Source organism: Massilia sp. W12 (genome assembly GCF_037300705.1).
Taxonomy (GTDB): Bacteria; Pseudomonadota; Gammaproteobacteria; order Burkholderiales; family Burkholderiaceae_D; genus JACPVY01.
In genome coordinates, this window is the sequence record NZ_CP147776.1 from 2,690,932 (window position 1) to 2,707,099 (window position 16,168).

The following is a 16,168-nucleotide window of genomic DNA, read 5'->3' on the forward strand; positions in this document are numbered from 1 at the left end:
AAGGGAGAGTATCATGACTGGGTTGATCAATATATTACCACCAACATTCAATCTTTCTTCTGGCGCTAAGAGCACTGATATCAGCGATCTTGAAAAATTAATTAAATTAAAGTTACCAAATGATTACAAAGATTTTTTACTTATTTCAGATGGTGGCGAGGGGCGCATTGGAAGTGCTTATTTCTTATTTTGGCCAATTTCAAAACTTTATGAAAGAAATCACTCAGCAAATATTTTCAATTACATGGGAGAACAATTTCTTGGGATTGGCACTAATGGTGGTGGTGAATGCTATGCCTTAGATTACACAAACGATAGAGAAAATCCAAAATTTGTTGTTGTTTCATTGGGCGATTTAGATCACTCAGAAAAATTCATTATTGCGGATTCAATATCACAGGGACTGGAAAATGCTCGCAATGGTGTTTTTGATGATAGCACTTATAATGAACCAAGCAATGTTATTTTATCCAAAGAGATTTTAGATATTAAATTGAGAAATTTAAGAATGAAAGCTGATGCCAAATGGAAGGAAAAGAATTATAAAGAATACATAAAGATAATGGATGAATTTAAAAGTGAATGGACTGATAGCGAAATAAAGAAAATTCAATATTCAAAGAAAATGCTGTCAGAACCATAATCCACATAAATAATAATATGATGTGCTGGGCAACAACACTGACAGCCGCCTGCTCGATGGCCGCATCATCAACCGCCTGTTCTATGGTTCCGGCCATTTGCATCAAATCAATCTGATGCTGCCTGATGGCGCGGTGCAAGAACTGACCGATGTCCAAGGCCGGGTGGTGTGGGCGGCGCAATACCAGGTGTGGGGTGAAGCCGAAATGCTGCAAACCGGAACTGGGTCGGCTTGGCAATACAGCGAGCCGCTGCCGCAGGTGGAACAGCCCTTCCGCTTCCAGGGACAGCAATATGACGCGGAAACTGGTTTGCACTATAATCGCTTCCGGTATTATGATCCGGCGATTGGACGGTTTATCAGTCAGGATCCGATTGGGTTGTTGGGTGGGAGTAATCTGTTTGCGTATGCGAATAATCCAATTGATTGGATTGATCCGTTAGGTCTTGCAAAATTTGGCTCTGGCAAGGGCACTCATACTGCAAAAATTACAGTCAAGAATAAAGCAGGTCAGACGACTCATTGTGAAACAATGAAAAGTGGCGATATGACTGAAGAAGAGAAAGCATTAGGCTTTCCTCGCAGTACTTTAGCAACACATACTGAGAACCGTGCAATGAGGCAGTTAAAGCTAGAAGAAGGAGATATTGTGGATATTCAAGGAGAATATCCACCTTGCAAATCTTGCAAAGGAGCTATGAACAGGAAATCAAAAGAAGTAGGATGTGTAGTAAATTACACATGGCCTGAAGGTACGTGGAGTACATCAACAAAGAAAGGAAAATAACATGGATGATATTTTTTTTAAGGCGAAATTTACAACCTCTTACGAAGAGGATGGCGTCCTGACAGTTGCATTTTCTGATAGTGAAAAGCCTGACCCCGAAAATTACATAATATTACAAAGGGCGATCCCTGAAGATCCAGATGATTATTTTTTTGAAATAAATTCTCGTGAATTATCAGGTGAGGGAGGTTTTTTCTCAGCCGAACTTAACGAGAATGAACTAAAGATCATTTTTTCAGAAAAGTTAAAGGAATACTCAGAGAAAAATGGCATTATCATTAATATTTCTGAGTGTAAAGAATTAGTGCATAGCGGAATATCAAATGCTCTTGATTTAATTTTCCAATTATCAGATTGTAAATATATGCATAGATAAGCTACGCTTAAAATTTTCCATTCAACTAAATTTCAAGCACGTCGCCGAACTGCAGCACATCACGCGTTACCGCTACGACCAGCAGGGCTAGTTGCGCGAAGAAATCCAGCATCTGCACGGCGGCGCCCCCCTTAAAACTGGCGCATGAATACGATGTGCTGGGCAACCGCAGCCTGACCAAACTGCCCGATGGCCGCATCATCAACCGCCTGTTCTATGGTTCCGGCGGAGCGTGTCAAGGTAGTTGTCGCAAAAAATCGATTACGCAACCATGCGCTGGCAACCTTGCAAGATGGCGCACTGTACTGGTACCACTGCGACCAGATCGGCACACCGCAAGAGCTGACCGACGCCCAAGGCCGGGTGGTGTGGGCGGCGCAATACCAGGTGTGGGGCGAAGCCGAAATGCTGCAAACCGGAACTGGGTCGGCTTGGCAATACAGCGAGCCGCTGCCGCAGGTGGAACAGCCCTTCCGTTTCCAGGGACAGCAATATGACGCGGAAACGGGTTTGCACTATAATCGTTTCCGGTATTATGATCCGGCGATTGGGCGGTTTATCAGTCAGGATCCGATTGGGTTGTTGGGTGGGAGTAATCTGTTTGCGTATGCGGATAATCCAATTGATTGGATTGATCCGTTGGGGTTGAGTGTTGGGCGAAAGCCAAAAACTGGAAAACCAAACATTGATAATCGTTGCGAAGATTGTGAGAAATGGAAATTAGATCGCTTCGATAGAAGCTGTGAAGGGCATGTTCCTGGCGTTGGCAACGCAAAATATTTCCGTGATCCTAAAGATGGAAGATGGTACTCAGTTGACAAGACAGGTCATGGCGAAAGTGCTTTTAAACAATTTAGACAGGAAGGAAATAAGCTTGTTCATATATATGACCTAGATGAATTTGGCGATAGAATGGGGAAACACAAAGGCGAAGCAGGAAAAACCATTGATCTTAAAACACTCAAATGCAAGGATGCAAAATGATGAATCATGATGAAAACATTTTTCTAAATCTTTTGAAAGAGGATGAAAGTGATAATGGTATTAGAAGCTTGAGCTATCAAGCAAGCCATGAAACTTGGAATTTAATAATTTCCAATCATCCAGAACTTCAAGTAGAGATTGCGCAGAATAGATTATTGCCGGATGAGACAATTATGCTTCTCACTGCAAGCAATAGTATCACCGTTAGGACAATTTTAGCTGAAAAGAGAAAGTTGCCTTATGAAGCATTCTTAAAGTTGGCAAAAGATGAAAGCGAATCAGTTCGCATGACAGTTGCCAGCAATAAAAAAATACCTGATTCCATTTTAACTCTACTATGTGAAGATGGTTGTGATGAGGTTGTTAGGATTGCCAAAACTAATTTTTATTCAAGATCAAAATAGCTATCTGTCCAAAATTTAATCAAATAGATAATTAGTCGGCCCTGAACAATTCAAATTAAGGTCAACAAATGCAATCTGCGGTCAGACAAGGTTTTCCCTCAGGAAATCTGAAGCTGCAAAGAAACGCAAGGAAGGCCAAAAAAAGCCGGAGCTTTCGGAGGATCATGCGCAGATTGTGGCCGCAGCCGCATAACAAAGCATGAAAGGCATCACCATCAGCGCCTTTCAACCAATTTCTGCTCAATCTTCCGTCATTTTTCATATGTCCAATCACCGGTTCAATTGCGCTTCGCCGTCGGATATCCCGCCGAAGTCGCGCTGTGATGTTGCGCTTTAAACGTCGATGGAAGACTTTAACGCCGCTTGGCGCTGTGCCGCCGCGATAGCCCAAATCTGTAAATGCCTCTTTTGGAAGGGTATCTGTCAGGATGGCCGCTTGTTCCAATGCTTCGTATAAAGTATGGCCATCGTATGGGTTGCCGGGCATACTGCGCATCCCCACCACCAAGCCTTCTTTGTGTGTCACCGTAATCGAAACCTTCACACCGAATTCATATGGCTGCCGGGCCTTTCCTTTGGAGATGCATTCAACTTCCGGCGCATGCAGGCTATAAAGTTTATTCTTGTCATTTTTTTGTTGCGTCAGCAGGCGCTTCGCTTTGGCCAGCAAGTCGCTGGCTTTCTGCTTCACGCTCTCAGACTTGTTGGCGAGCTTGCGCTCCACATCCCGATAAACGCGCCCCACCAGCGTCTTGAGCTTCTTTAAACTGCCGCGCATGCGTTTGAACTGCTTGGCGTGAGCATAACGCGCTACTTGCCCGGCTAATTTTGGCGCCTCACGGTTATAGTTTTGCCGCAAATCCAACTTTTCCTCAATGGCAAATTTGACCAGATGCTGCCTGGCGCGCTCCAGCAATTTTGCGTCGGTTGGCCACGTAATCGCTTTTTCTTGCACTGTGCTATCAACGATCACCTTCTCAAAGCTTTTTTGTTCCACCACCTTGGCTTTTTCTGCTGCTTTGATTGTCTGCGTCAGCATCCATTCCAGACCTTTTTCTCCAATCCGTTTGCGCCAACGCGTCAGCGAACTGGGGTCAATTGGCGGGTGATGTTGAAACCAAATTTCCCCGCAAAACAATTGCCAATATGGATTCTCAACCCATCCCCACACAACATCTTCGTCAGATAACGCAAATGTGTGTTGCAGATACAAAAGGCCTGCGATCAGGCGCGTAGAAGTTGCTGGTCTGCCTCGCGATGACGGGAAATGCGTCGTCCATTCCCTCTCGAACACGCTCCAATCCATCAAATCGGCCAACTTCACCAATGGATGTTTGGGGTTGACCAACTCATCAAGCCTTTGTCGGAACATATCCGCGCTTACTGTCCCCGTCGGTTTCGGCCCCATTTGCCCCTCCGCTTTTTGCCGGAAATGAATTCTATTTTAATCATTTCTTGCAATTCTGCGGTCTCCATTCCTCAATTTTTTTCAATAAAATCAGGAGGTTGGGAATTGTTCAGGGGAGACTAATTATCAAGACCATCTGATCCCCCCCACATCCCCATGCCCACCAACGTCAGAACCGATGGCAAAGATTTAATCAGTCAGCACAGCAAAGGCTTTGTATTCCAGCCGGCTGACCCGGTTTTGCTCTTGCCCAAGGGCGACCCGGGGGTGGCGCCGCATTTCAATATCAGCACCAAGATCAATAATCCGGCGGGGACGGTGTATGACCACGGCACAGCTGTTGCGCACCGTCAGAGTTTTTTGGGCAGCGGCAAGCATGCGCCGGTGGTGATGATAGGCAAAAACGTGCCGACCAAAGACGGCGACAACAGCTTCTTGTCCTGGGCCAAATCGCTGTATGTGGAAAGCCGCCAAGCGGTGATGCATGCGGTGAAGACCGGCGTCAATACGCTGTGGACGATGTTGCCGGCGGCGGCGCAAACCGCCCTCAACAACGCCGGCCAAATCACCGGCGGCATGAGCGCGCAAGATTTCAAAGACGCGGCGATGGACGACGCGCAAGCCATGCTGGATGAATTGCTGTCCACTGACACCCTGATTTCACTGGGCGAATCGCTCGCCTTGACCGCGCTGGCCGGGGTCCCGGTGGTGGGACAGATCGCCGGCGGCGCGGCGGTGGTGCAGCGCATGAACAGCGTATTGCAGGCGACCGCCGGGGCCGGGCAAGAGTTAGCCGCCATGGCCGAACGCTGGAGCAAGCCGATGACGCCGGAGCAGATCAAGGCCGAGCGCAAAAAGCTGGCCTCCTTCCTGATCCGGGTCGGCATCGCCGCGATTTTGGCGGCCTTGGGCAAAGCGCTTAAAAAACGCTCCAAAGGCGCACAAGACAATGGCCCGAATTCCAATAAAGACGCGCAAGTCGGCCAAGGCCCGAAAGCCCAAGCCACCGGCTGCGCCTGCGCCATCGGCAAACCGGTGATTATCGCCACCGGCGAAAAAATGCTGGCCGATACCGATTTCAGCTTGCCCGGCATGATAGACCTCAGCTGGCGCCGCCACTACCGCTCCGGCAATACCCGCATGTCCTGGTTTGGCCAGGGCTGGAGCCACCCGCTGGCGCAAATGCTGCAACTCGGCGCGCAAGGCATCTTGCTGCATGACGCCAATGGCCGCAGCGTGAACCTGCCCATGATCGCGGTCGGCGCGGAGCACTTTGACGCCTACGAAGGCTTCACCCTCTACCACCCCGAAGCGCACGCCTGGCACATCATCGGCAAAGACGGCCTGTGCCGCACTTGGCGGCGCGCGCGCGCCGATTGCTGGCTGCTGCCGCTGGCCGCCATCACCAACCGCAATGGCCAGCGCATCAGCCTGCACTATGGCGACGCGCCCGCCGACAGCTTTGCGCCCTACCGTCCCCATGCCTTGAGCGACAGCGCCGGCCGCATCCTGTCCCTGCAATGGAATGCCGGCGGGCAATTGCTGCAAGTCGGCCTGCAAGCGCATGGCGGCGTATGGCCGCTGGCGCGCTACGCCTACGACGAACAAGGCTGCTTGCTGCAAGCTGAGAGCGGACGTGAAGAAGACGGCTCACACGCCATCCGCCACTACCACTGGCGCCAAGGGATGTTGATCGGCTACACGCGCGCCGACGGCAGCCGCTTCGCCGCCGAATATGATCAACTCAGTCCGCAGGGACGCGTCTTGCGCTCCTGGCATGTGGAAAGCGGCGCAGGCTTGCGCTTTAGCTATGACCCGCAGCGGCGCTGCAATACCGTGACAGACGCGCTGGGACGCAGCACCCGCTATGAATATGATGAGCGCGAAGACATCATCGCCACCACCGGGCCGGACGGCGTGCGGCTGGCGACGCCGTTCGACCCCAGCGGCCGCCCCAGCCAGGAAAGCGATGCGCTGGGACGCAGCACACACTTCCAATTTGATGCGCGCGGCAATTTGACCGCCATCACCGACCCCGCAGGCGCCAAAACCACAATTGCCTACAACGTCCTGGATTTACCCATCAAGCTGACTGACGCCCTGCAACAAGTGACGCAGCAAGAATACGATGCGCGCGGCAATCTGCTGACGCGGATTGACGCCGCCGGTCAGCAAACGCGCTTTCGCTATGACGAACGCGGCTTGCTGCGCGAGATCGAAGACGCGCGCGGCGGCCTCAAGCGCTTGCAGTGGGACGGGCATGCGAATTTGCAGGAATACCGCGATTGCTCGCAACGCAGCACACGCATGACATACGATGCCCTGGGACGCTTGCTGACGCAAAGCGACGCCCTGGGGCAAACCACGCGCTATGTATGGGACGCCAACAGCCGCCTGCGCCAAGTGCAGGAAGCCGACGGCAGCGTGCAGCATTACGCCTGGGACGCCGAAGGACGCCTCGTGCGCCATACCGATGCGCTGGGACACAGCACCTGCTATGCCTACGACGGACTGGGCCGCTTGCTGCAAAAAACCGACGCCAACGGCCACAGCCTGCGCTATGCCTACGACGCCGTCGGGCGCTTAATCACGCTCACCAATGAAAACCGCGAAGAAACCCATTTCCGTTACGACCTGCAAGACAATCTGATCGAAGAAATCGGCTTCGATGGCCGCTTGCAACGCTACCACTACAACGCCGCCGGCGAACTCACGCATTTGCTGGAAGTGGGCGGCAGCGATTACGGCCCCGGCAAAGTGACGCGCTTCACGCGCGACGCCCTGGGCCGCCTGCTGGAAAAAGTATGCGACGCCGCGCCACATGAAATCACACGTTACCGCTACGACAAGCTGGGCCAGCTGCTGGGGGCCGACAATGCGCACGCCAAACTCAGTTTCGCCTACACCGCGCTTGGCCAGTTGCGCGAAGAAATCCAGCATCTGCACGGCGGCGCCCCCTTAAAACTGGCGCATGAATACGATGTGCTGGGCAACCGCAGCCTGACCAAACTGCCCGATGGCCGCATCATCAACCGCCTGTTCTATGGTTCCGGCCATTTGCATCAAATCAATCTGATGCAGCCTGATGGCGCAATGCAAATCATCGCCGACATCGAACGGGACGCACTACACCGTGAAATCCAGCGCAGCCAGGGCGCCTTGCACAGCGCCTACGACTACGACCCGATGGGCCGCCTGCTGCGCCAGCGCGCGCAACAGACCCTGGCCAATCGCGAATTGTCAGTAGCGATTGCACGCGACTACCGCTATGACGCCGCCGGCAATCTCTTGCAAAAACACGCCAACATCGGCGCCACGCCGCATTTCAATGGACGCCAGGAAACCCAGCACTACGTCTACGACCCCGCAGGCCGCATCCTGCAAGCGCAACATCAACGCGGCGCCAGCCAGATTCAAGAGCGTTTTATCTATGATCCGGCGGGCAATCTGGACGAATTCAGCTTCGGCCTGCCGGGCAACCGTTTAACACGCTGGCGCGACCTGGAATACCGTTACGACAGCCACGGCAATGTGCGCCAGCGCACACGCGGGGCCGACGAGCGCGCCGAATTTGCATGGGACAGCAGCCACCAACTGCGCAAAGCCACGGTGACACGGCAAGGGGTGACACAAGAAACCGAATACGAATACGACGCACTGGGCCGGCGCACACGCAAACGTGACGCCTTTGGCGTGACAGAATATCTGTGGGATGGCGATTTGCTGTTGCACAGCCAGCGCGGCGCCAAGCAAGCGCTGTATTTCTACGAAGCAGACAGCTTTGTTCCGCTGGCCACACAGCAAGATGGAGCCATGTACTGGTACCACTGCGACCAGATCGGCACGCCGCAAGAACTGACCGACGCCCAGGGGCGGGTGGTGTGGGCTGCACAATACAAAGTCTGGGGCGAAGCCGAAATGCTGCAAACCGGCACAGGTTCCGCCTGGCAATATGGCGAGCCGCTGCCGCAGGTGGAACAGCCTTTCCGTTTCCAGGGACAGCAATATGACGCGGAAACGGGTTTGCACTATAATCGCTTCCGGTATTATGATCCGGCGATTGGACGGTTTATCAGTCAGGATCCGATTGGGTTGTTGGGTGGGAGTAATTTGTTTGCGTATGCGGATAATCCAATTGATTGGATTGATCCGTTGGGATTAGCAAAAAAACACTGCGGAAAAGTGTATCGCGCGTTAACCCCGCAGCAAACAAGCAGTGCACTGAAAGGAGAGGCATTGCAGCCGAAAAATATACATGCAAGTTATACACCGCAAGAGCACGTTGAAGATGGAAAGAGAAGGACTCAATACAATTCAACATCAAAAATGAAAGATCGGGCCGAGTTCTATGCCGGGGATAAAGGTACAATGGTTGAAATTGACTTGAGTTTAATACCAGATTGCAACATTGAAGATGTTAGTGATGGTGCAGATTTTTCAGGAAAGGCATACCGTTATGCAAGAAAAGATAAGGAAGTATTAATTAAAGGAAGCATTCCAAAAGGAAGTTATAAAATATTGCCGAAAAAATAGCCAAAGGAGTGGGGTATGATTTTTAGTTTTGATTACATTAACTCACGATTAGATGAATTCTATAACTCAAGTTATTCGTCTGACGCGGAAGAGGAAAGTGAGAATTTTCGAGTTAAAAGTGAAATTGGGGAATTGATTCTTCATTTTTTCAAATTGGGTGATGCTGAGTCAACTCAGGCGGCATTGAGCTTGCTAATTGAAAATACAGGCTGTGCTGAAGATGTTGCAGTCTTTAAATCTGTTATTCAGATGTTGAAAAGTGAAGGACTTTTCAAAGATAAAATAGTTGAGGAAATGTTGATTACAAGCCCTTTGGGGAGATGGTTGTAAGAGACTGTTGGGAAACTCAAAATTCAGTCGAATTTCGGCAATTTTCATCCAAGAAGTTGGTTTGTCACGAGACTGAAGTTTGCGATTATTGTTAAATAAAAGTTGAAAATTTTAGTTTAATTGCAAGTATTGAATCCTCTTATGTAAATACAGCTATGATGCGCACGGCAATGTGCGACAACGCCGGCGTGGCGCAGGCGAGCAGGCAGAATTTGAATGGGACAGCAGCCACCAACTGCGCAAAGCCACGGTGACACGGCAAGGGGTGACACAAGAAACCGAATACGAATACGACGCACTGGGCCGGCGCACACGCAAGCGCGACGCCTTTGGCGTGACAGAATATCTGTGGGATGGCGATTTGCTGTTGCACAGCCAGCGCGGCGCCAAGCAGGTGCTGTATTTCTACGAAGCAGACAGCTTTGTTCTGCTGGCCACACAGCAAGATGGGGCCATGTACTGGTACCACTGCGACCAGATCGGCACACCGCAAGAGCTGACCGAAGCCCAAGGCCGGGTGGTGTGGGCGACGCAATACCAGGTGTGGGGCGAAGCCGAAATGCTGCAAACCGGAACTGGGTCGGCTTGGCAATACAGCGAGCCGCTGCCGCAGGTGGAACAGCCTTTCCGTTTCCAGGGACAGCAATATGACGTGGAAACGGGTTTGCACTATAATCGCTTCCGCTATTATGATCCGGCGATTGGACGGTTTATCAGTCAGGATCCGATTGGGTTGAATGGTGGAAATAATTTATTTATTTTTGAGCGCAATCCCCTTGCTTGGATTGATCCGGTTGGTTTGCGTGCATGTCAGAATTGTCGACCTGATCCATGTGGAATTGCAAAACATGATCATCAACCCTCCCCTCGACCAACTGACAACGAATCTCATCACATTATTCAAGACAAATGGGCAAAAGTTAACATTGGAAAGCCTGGTGGATACTCAACATATGGAGCCCCGGCAATTTTACTGGAAAACTCCCCGCATGATATTGCGAATAATAGGCAAAATACGCGGCGAGATAGCCGGGTAGCCAATGGGCAGCCTCGATGGGGAACGTCATTGCGAGAGGAATTTAATAATGCATCTGGAGATCTAAGGGCAGCAGGTGTATCTGAAAAGTGCAGAAAACGTGCCTTAAAGAAAGCATTTCAATATTTCTACAACCGGTAAAAGGGAGAGTATCATGACTGGGTTGATCAATATATTACCACCAACATTCAATCTTTCTTCTGGCGCTAAGAGCACTGATATCAGCGATCTTGAAAAATTAATTAAATTAAAGTTACCAAATGATTACAAAGATTTTTTACTTATTTCAGATGGTGGCGAGGGGCGCATTGGAAGTGCTTATTTCTTATTTTGGCCAATTTCAAAACTTTATGAAAGAAATCACTCAGCAAATATTTTCAATTACATGGGAGAACAATTTCTTGGGATTGGCACTAATGGTGGTGGTGAATGCTATGCCTTAGATTACACAAACGACAGAGAAAATCCAAAATTTGTTGTTGTTTCATTGGGCGATTTAGATCACTCAGAAAAATTCATTATTGCGGATTCAATATCACAGGGACTGGAAAATGCTCGCAATGGTGTTTTTGATGATAGCACTTATAATGAACCAAGCAATGTTATTTTATCCAAAGAGATTTTAGATAGTCTCCCCTGAACAATTCCCAACCTCCTGATTTTATTGAAAAAAATTGAGGAATGGAGACCGCAGAATTGCAAGAAATGATTAAAATAGAATTCATTTCCGGCAAAAAGCGGAGGGGCAAATGGGGCCGAAACCGACGGGGACAGTAAGCGCGGATATGTTCCGACAAAGGCTTGATGAGTTGGTCAACCCCAAACATCCATTGGTGAAGTTGGCCGATTTGATGGATTGGAGCGTGTTCGAGAGGGAATGGACGACGCATTTCCCGTCATCGCGAGGCAGACCAGCAACTTCTACGCGCCTGATCGCAGGCCTTTTGTATCTGCAACACACATTTGCGTTATCTGACGAAGATGTTGTGTGGGGATGGGTTGAGAATCCATATTGGCAATTGTTTTGCGGGGAAATTTGGTTTCAACATCACCCGCCAATTGACCCCAGTTCGCTGACGCGTTGGCGCAAACGGATTGGAGAAAAAGGTCTGGAATGGATGCTGACGCAGACAATCAAAGCAGCAGAAAAAGCCAAGGTGGTGGAACAAAAAAGCTTTGAGAAGGTGATCGTTGATAGCACAGTGCAAGAAAAAGCGATTACGTGGCCAACCGACGCAAAATTGCTGGAGCGCGCCAGGCAGCATCTGGTCAAATTTGCCATTGAGGAAAAGTTGGATTTGCGGCAAAACTATAACCGTGAGGCGCCAAAATTAGCCGGGCAAGTAGCGCGTTATGCTCACGCCAAGCAGTTCAAACGCATGCGCGGCAGTTTAAAGAAGCTCAAGACGCTGGTGGGGCGCGTTTATCGGGATGTGGAGCGCAAGCTCGCCAACAAGTCTGAGAGCGTGAAGCAGAAAGCCAGCGACTTGCTGGCCAAAGCGAAGCGCCTGCTGACGCAACAAAAAAATGACAAGAATAAACTTTATAGCCTGCATGCGCCGGAAGTTGAATGCATCTCCAAAGGAAAGGCCCGGCAGCCATATGAATTCGGTGTGAAGGTTTCGATTACGGTGACACACAAAGAAGGCTTGGTGGTGGGGATGCGCAGTATGCCCGGCAACCCATACGATGGCCATACTTTATACGAAGCATTGGAACAAGCGGCCATCCTGACAGATACCCTTCCAAAAGAGGCATTTACAGATTTGGGCTATCGCGGCGGCACAGCGCCAAGCGGCGTTAAAGTCTTCCATCGACGTTTAAAGCGCAACATCACAGCGCGACTTCGGCGGGATATCCGACGGCGAAGCGCAATTGAACCGGTGATTGGACATATGAAAAATGACGGAAGATTGAGCAGAAATTGGTTGAAAGGCGCTGATGGTGATGCCTTTCATGCTTTGTTATGCGGCTGCGGCCACAATCTGCGCATGATCCTCCGAAAGCTCCGGCTTTTTTTGGCCTTCCTTGCGTTTCTTTGCAGCTTCAGATTTCCTGAGGGAAAACCTTGTCTGACCGCAGATTGCATTTGTTGACCTTAATTTGAATTGTTCAGGGCCGACTAGATATTAAATTGAGAAATTTAAGAATGAAAGCTGATGCCAAATGGAAGGAAAAGAATTATAAAGAATACATAAAGATAATGGATGAATTTAAAAGTGAATGGACTGATAGCGAAATAAAGAAAATTCAATATTCAAAGAAAATGCTGTCAGAACCATAATCCACATAAATAATAATATGATGTGCTGGGCAACAACACTGACAGCCGCCTGCTCGATGGCCGCATCATCAACCGCCTGTTCTATGGTTCCGGCCATTTGCATCAAATCAATCTGATGCTGCCTGATGGCGCGGTGCAAGAACTGACCGATGTCCAAGGCCGGGTGGTGTGGGCGGCGCAATACCAGGTGTGGGGCGAAGCCGAAATGCTGCAAACCGGAACTGGGTCGGCTTGGCAATACAGCGAACCGCTGCCGCAGGTGGAACAGCCTTTCCGTTTCCAGGGACAGCAATATGACGCGGAAACGGGTTTGCACTATAATCGCTTCCGGTATTATGATCCGGCGATTGGGCGGTTTATCAGTCAGGATCCGATTGGGTTGTTGGGGGGGCGCTAATAAATTTATTTATGGTGCAGACCCTAATGGATGGACTGATATCAGTGGATTAATGGCATGTCGATTACGCGACAGTAGAGGGAGATTTAGACGACCAAGTACTGCTTTGGAGGAGTTGCAGCAGTTACCTCCATTCAATGGCATGCAACAATCAGATATTGAAGCGATTTTGCGAAGAAAAGGATATACACAAGTTACTGCAAGAAGTGGAGGAGATGTTTGGACGAAAGCAACGCCTGATGGGAATACTGCTGCAATTCGACTGGACCCGGCAAAGGTTCGTACTCCCCCAAGGGGCTTTGCCGATGAAGTAAAGCACGCACACAAGGAGATTGTGCCGACATCCAATGTTTCTGGTGGAAATTACCGTGGAGCTTCTCATGTCCTGGATGATAGTTGTATAGTTTCAACAAACCCGAGAGATTTACATATACCGATTTTATAATGGATCAGCGGGAGAGTATTGAATTTTAAAAAAACATTAAAGATACATTTCCAGTATGAAATATTCAATCCTCAATGTTTTGCAAAGAGTTAAGCCAATGTATAAAGTCATCTACATTGGCCCAATTGTGCACCACGGCATCATCTGAATAAACAGATATCATCCCAGGGGAGTGACTATTGTCGGATTTGAAACAATAATAATCAATTCCCTGTGATTGAATTTCAACCATGAAAGGAAGTAACTCATTCTTTTTAAAGTTGGAAAGGAAGTCATGGAAATTTTCTGGTTGAATTATTGAGAAATTTAAATATTTGTTTTTATTTAACGATATTATCGAAAAAATATTTTCAATTTCACTATGAAAGTTTTGATGGAATTTTATTCCGGACGTTTTTTCCAAATCAGAAAAATATTTTTTAACATCCATATCATCACCTTTAAGTTAATCAACTTCATTATTATAGCATGACTTATTAACCAGACATCTCTATTCAGCACCTGAGCCTCCGCCGTCATTCCTGTTTGTAGGGGGGCTGAAATTGCACGCGACTACCGCTATAACACCGCCGGCAATCTCTTGCAAAAACACGCCAACATCGGCGCCACGCCGCATTTCAATGGACGCCAGGAAACCCAGCACTACGCCTACGCCCCCGCAGGCCGCATTCTGCAAGCGCAACACCAGCGCGGCGCCAGCCAGATTCAAGAGCCAGTCAGTCGCCGCAAGCCCATCAGGGCTTAGCGCCTGCGCTCAGCGATTGTATCCTTTGTACGGTTTTCTCAAACTTATCCTGCGCCCCGCTTTCTTTGTAGGCCACCGCCAGACCCTGCAAAATCGCCAGCTTGCCGGTATGCTCGGCCGGGAACAGTTTTTCATCAATCGCCAAGGCGCGCTGATAATGTGCAATCGCCTTGTCATAGGCTTTCATTTCCAGATAAACCGCAGCCAGATTATTCAAGCGCACTGCAGTTGATAAATGGGTGAGGCCAAAGGCTTTTTCGGCGATTTTCAAGGCGCGCTGCTGATATTGCAAAGCCTTGTCGTAATTGCCCATGGCGCGCTGAATTTCCGCCAAGACATTCAAGCAGGCGCCGGTGGAGGGGTGTTCCGGGCCTGAGGCTTTTTCCATAATCAGCAAACAACGCTGCGCCATCATCAAGCCTTTTTGATACACGCCCATGCGGCGCAGCAATTCAGCTTGATTCAAATACGCCACGCCGGTATTCGGATGTTCGGCGCCCTCCTCTTTTTCCGATAATTCCAGCACTTGCTGATACAGCGGCTGGGCTTTTTCCAGCGCGCCCTGGGCCACATGTAAATTCGCCATGCTGTTCAAAATCTGCAATTTGGCTGTGGCGGCGGCGCTATCTTTTTCCACCAGCGCCAAGGCGCGCTGATACAGGGCGTCCGCGCTTTTCAAATCGCCCAGACCTTGCAAAATTTCCGCCTGGGTGTGTAAAAACTGCGCCTGTTCAGCGCTGGCCGCCGGCTTTTTACTCTCCAGCACGGCCAAGGCGCGTTTCACCAGCGGCAAGGCTTTGTTATACGCCCCCATGTTTTTGTACAGACCGGATAAATTCGACAGTGAGGCTAACAGCCGCTCGGTTTGCACCGTGGGGTCGCTGTCAGCCAGGCGCATCGCCTGTTCGGCTTTTTCCAATGCCTGTTTGTGCTGGCCAGCGCCGAATAATTGCACCACTTCCTGATTAATGGCGTGCAATTGCTGATTCACATCGGTCTTGCCCTGCGCAAAACATGCGGCGCCGCTCAAGATCAGCGCCAAAGCCATTTGTCGCCCGCTGCGCATAATTCCTCCGTTTTACAAGCTGCGCGGTTTATGCGCGCAAAAAGATTTCCAACACGCGGTCGGTCAATTCATCCAGGCTGACGCCTTTGCCGGGGCGATACCATTGCACGGTGTAATTAATCGCGCCCAACAGCAATAAACGCACCACTTTATCGTCCGAATCAAGCAGGCTGTGTTGTTTTAAATCAGCCAGCGCTTGCTGCCAAATGGCGTCATAACGGTCTTTCAAACCGATAATGCGCTGCTGCAATTCCGGCGTCAGGCTGCGCCAGTCATACAGCAAGACCGGAATAAAATCCTGGCCTTCACCCAGCACGGTTTGCAAATGGCTGCGCACCAGGGCGCGGAATTTCTCGCGCGGGGCCAGGCCGCTTTGGCCGATTTTTTCGGTTTCCGCCAAACCGGCCACCAGCCCCTCTTCCATCACCGCCGCCAGAATTTCCTGCTTGCTCTTGAAGTGGTAAAACGGACTGCCGGAACGCATGCCGACCGCATCCGCAATTGCGCGGATGGTGGTGCCCTCAAAGCCTTTTTCACGAAACAGGCGCGCCGCCACCCGTAACAAATCTGCACGCCGGTTGCCATCTTCATCGGCGACTGTCATCAATGCTGTCTTCACCACTGCGGTTTCTTCGGCTTTCATGTCTCTTTCGCTCAAGGTTGGCAGCTGCTTCATCCAAGCAGCCTGATATTGGCATTCTGTTGAGATGCATAGACAAGTATTGCTCAT

The 16,168-nt window shown here is 49.8% G+C and carries 17 protein-coding genes; 13 read left to right on the forward strand and 4 right to left on the reverse strand.

Going from position 1 to position 16,168, the window contains the following annotated elements:
* Positions 1–13: 13 nt before the first annotated feature.
* The 5 genes from V8J88_RS10900 to V8J88_RS10920 all read left to right on the forward strand — a co-directional run bounded on the left by V8J88_RS10900 (position 14) and on the right by V8J88_RS10920 (position 3,194).
* On the forward strand, positions 14–643 hold the full coding sequence (locus V8J88_RS10900; RefSeq protein ID WP_338849529.1) for an SMI1/KNR4 family protein: 630 nt from the start codon (positions 14–16) through the stop codon (positions 641–643).
* A gap of 22 nt (positions 644–665) precedes the next feature.
* The gene (locus tag V8J88_RS10905; protein WP_338849530.1) at positions 666–1,430 is read left to right on the forward strand and encodes an RHS repeat-associated core domain-containing protein; all 765 of its coding nucleotides are present in this window, start codon (positions 666–668) and stop codon (positions 1,428–1,430) included.
* A gap of 1 nt (position 1,431) precedes the next feature.
* Positions 1,432–1,806: a hypothetical protein gene (locus tag V8J88_RS10910; RefSeq protein ID WP_338849531.1), complete on the forward strand. Its 375-nt coding sequence runs from the start codon at positions 1,432–1,434 to the stop codon at positions 1,804–1,806.
* 189 nt (positions 1,807–1,995) lie between these two features.
* Complete coding sequence (locus V8J88_RS10915; RefSeq protein ID WP_338849532.1) at positions 1,996–2,790, forward strand: RHS repeat-associated core domain-containing protein; 795 nt, start codon at positions 1,996–1,998, stop codon at positions 2,788–2,790.
* A complete protein-coding gene (locus V8J88_RS10920) occupies positions 2,787–3,194 on the forward strand; it encodes a hypothetical protein (protein ID WP_338849533.1) in 408 nt (135 codons plus the stop codon). The genes V8J88_RS10915 and V8J88_RS10920 overlap by 4 nt, the downstream gene beginning before the upstream one ends.
* Before the next feature lie 61 nt (positions 3,195–3,255).
* Here V8J88_RS10920 and V8J88_RS10925 read toward each other — a convergent pair whose 3' ends face one another.
* Entirely contained in the window at positions 3,256–4,602 is a 1,347-nt protein-coding gene (locus tag V8J88_RS10925) for an IS5 family transposase (protein ID WP_338844876.1), read from the reverse strand.
* Between the two features lie 156 nt (positions 4,603–4,758).
* On the opposite strand from V8J88_RS10925, the gene V8J88_RS10930 reads away from it, so the two are divergent.
* From V8J88_RS10930 to V8J88_RS10960, 7 genes are all read left to right on the forward strand, one after another.
* Positions 4,759–9,135, forward strand: coding sequence for an RHS repeat-associated core domain-containing protein (locus V8J88_RS10930; RefSeq protein ID WP_338849534.1), 4,377 nt, complete (start codon positions 4,759–4,761; stop codon positions 9,133–9,135).
* A gap of 15 nt (positions 9,136–9,150) precedes the next feature.
* On the forward strand, positions 9,151–9,465 hold the full coding sequence (locus V8J88_RS10935; protein WP_338849535.1) for a hypothetical protein: 315 nt from the start codon (positions 9,151–9,153) through the stop codon (positions 9,463–9,465).
* A gap of 172 nt (positions 9,466–9,637) precedes the next feature.
* Positions 9,638–10,642 (forward strand): RHS repeat-associated core domain-containing protein, encoded by a 1,005-nt coding sequence (locus V8J88_RS10940; protein WP_338849536.1) that lies wholly within the window; start codon positions 9,638–9,640, stop codon positions 10,640–10,642.
* A 13-nt stretch (positions 10,643–10,655) separates the two neighbouring features.
* On the forward strand, positions 10,656–11,141 hold the full coding sequence (locus tag V8J88_RS10945; protein ID WP_338849537.1) for an SMI1/KNR4 family protein: 486 nt from the start codon (positions 10,656–10,658) through the stop codon (positions 11,139–11,141).
* Between the two features lie 109 nt (positions 11,142–11,250).
* Complete coding sequence (locus tag V8J88_RS10950; RefSeq protein WP_338844876.1) at positions 11,251–12,597, forward strand: IS5 family transposase; 1,347 nt, start codon at positions 11,251–11,253, stop codon at positions 12,595–12,597.
* Positions 12,598–12,807: 210 nt separating this feature from the next.
* On the forward strand, positions 12,808–13,182 hold the full coding sequence (locus tag V8J88_RS10955) for an RHS repeat-associated core domain-containing protein (RefSeq protein ID WP_338849538.1): 375 nt from the start codon (positions 12,808–12,810) through the stop codon (positions 13,180–13,182).
* Positions 13,183–13,297: 115 nt separating this feature from the next.
* Positions 13,298–13,627, forward strand: coding sequence for a hypothetical protein (locus V8J88_RS10960; RefSeq protein WP_338849539.1), 330 nt, complete (start codon positions 13,298–13,300; stop codon positions 13,625–13,627).
* 64 nt (positions 13,628–13,691) lie between these two features.
* Here V8J88_RS10960 and V8J88_RS10965 read toward each other — a convergent pair whose 3' ends face one another.
* Positions 13,692–14,057 (reverse strand): hypothetical protein, encoded by a 366-nt coding sequence (locus V8J88_RS10965; RefSeq protein WP_338849540.1) that lies wholly within the window; start codon positions 14,055–14,057, stop codon positions 13,692–13,694.
* Between the two features lie 150 nt (positions 14,058–14,207).
* Between V8J88_RS10965 and V8J88_RS10970 the strand changes: the two genes are divergently transcribed.
* Entirely contained in the window at positions 14,208–14,372 is a 165-nt protein-coding gene (locus V8J88_RS10970) for a hypothetical protein (RefSeq protein ID WP_338849541.1), read from the forward strand.
* Here V8J88_RS10970 and V8J88_RS10975 read toward each other — a convergent pair.
* Complete coding sequence (locus tag V8J88_RS10975) at positions 14,362–15,438, reverse strand: tetratricopeptide repeat protein (protein ID WP_338849542.1); 1,077 nt, start codon at positions 15,436–15,438, stop codon at positions 14,362–14,364. The two genes, V8J88_RS10970 and V8J88_RS10975, sit on opposite strands and share 11 nt — an antisense overlap.
* 28 nt (positions 15,439–15,466) lie before the next feature.
* Entirely contained in the window at positions 15,467–16,114 is a 648-nt protein-coding gene (locus V8J88_RS10980) for a TetR/AcrR family transcriptional regulator (protein ID WP_338849543.1), read from the reverse strand.
* Between the last annotated feature and the right edge of the window lie 54 nt (positions 16,115–16,168).

Bases quoted from the DNA above. Each gene is read 5' to 3' on its own strand.
- V8J88_RS10900 (WP_338849529.1), top strand. From the start codon at position 14: ATGACTGGGTTGATCAATATATTACCACCAACATTCAATCTTTCTTCT.
- V8J88_RS10910 (WP_338849531.1), top strand. From the start codon at position 1,432: ATGGATGATATTTTTTTTAAGGCGAAATTTACAACCTCTTACGAAGAG.
- V8J88_RS10915 (WP_338849532.1), top strand. From the start codon at position 1,996: ATGGCCGCATCATCAACCGCCTGTTCTATGGTTCCGGCGGAGCGTGTC.
- V8J88_RS10920 (WP_338849533.1), top strand. From the start codon at position 2,787: ATGATGAATCATGATGAAAACATTTTTCTAAATCTTTTGAAAGAGGAT.
- V8J88_RS10925 (WP_338844876.1), bottom strand. From the start codon at position 4,602: ATGGGGCCGAAACCGACGGGGACAGTAAGCGCGGATATGTTCCGACAA.
- V8J88_RS10930 (WP_338849534.1), top strand. From the start codon at position 4,759: ATGCCCACCAACGTCAGAACCGATGGCAAAGATTTAATCAGTCAGCAC.
- V8J88_RS10935 (WP_338849535.1), top strand. From the start codon at position 9,151: ATGATTTTTAGTTTTGATTACATTAACTCACGATTAGATGAATTCTAT.
- V8J88_RS10945 (WP_338849537.1), top strand. From the start codon at position 10,656: ATGACTGGGTTGATCAATATATTACCACCAACATTCAATCTTTCTTCT.
- V8J88_RS10950 (WP_338844876.1), top strand. From the start codon at position 11,251: ATGGGGCCGAAACCGACGGGGACAGTAAGCGCGGATATGTTCCGACAA.
- V8J88_RS10965 (WP_338849540.1), bottom strand. From the start codon at position 14,057: ATGGATGTTAAAAAATATTTTTCTGATTTGGAAAAAACGTCCGGAATA.
- V8J88_RS10975 (WP_338849542.1), bottom strand. From the start codon at position 15,438: ATGCGCAGCGGGCGACAAATGGCTTTGGCGCTGATCTTGAGCGGCGCC.
- V8J88_RS10980 (WP_338849543.1), bottom strand. From the start codon at position 16,114: ATGAAGCAGCTGCCAACCTTGAGCGAAAGAGACATGAAAGCCGAAGAA.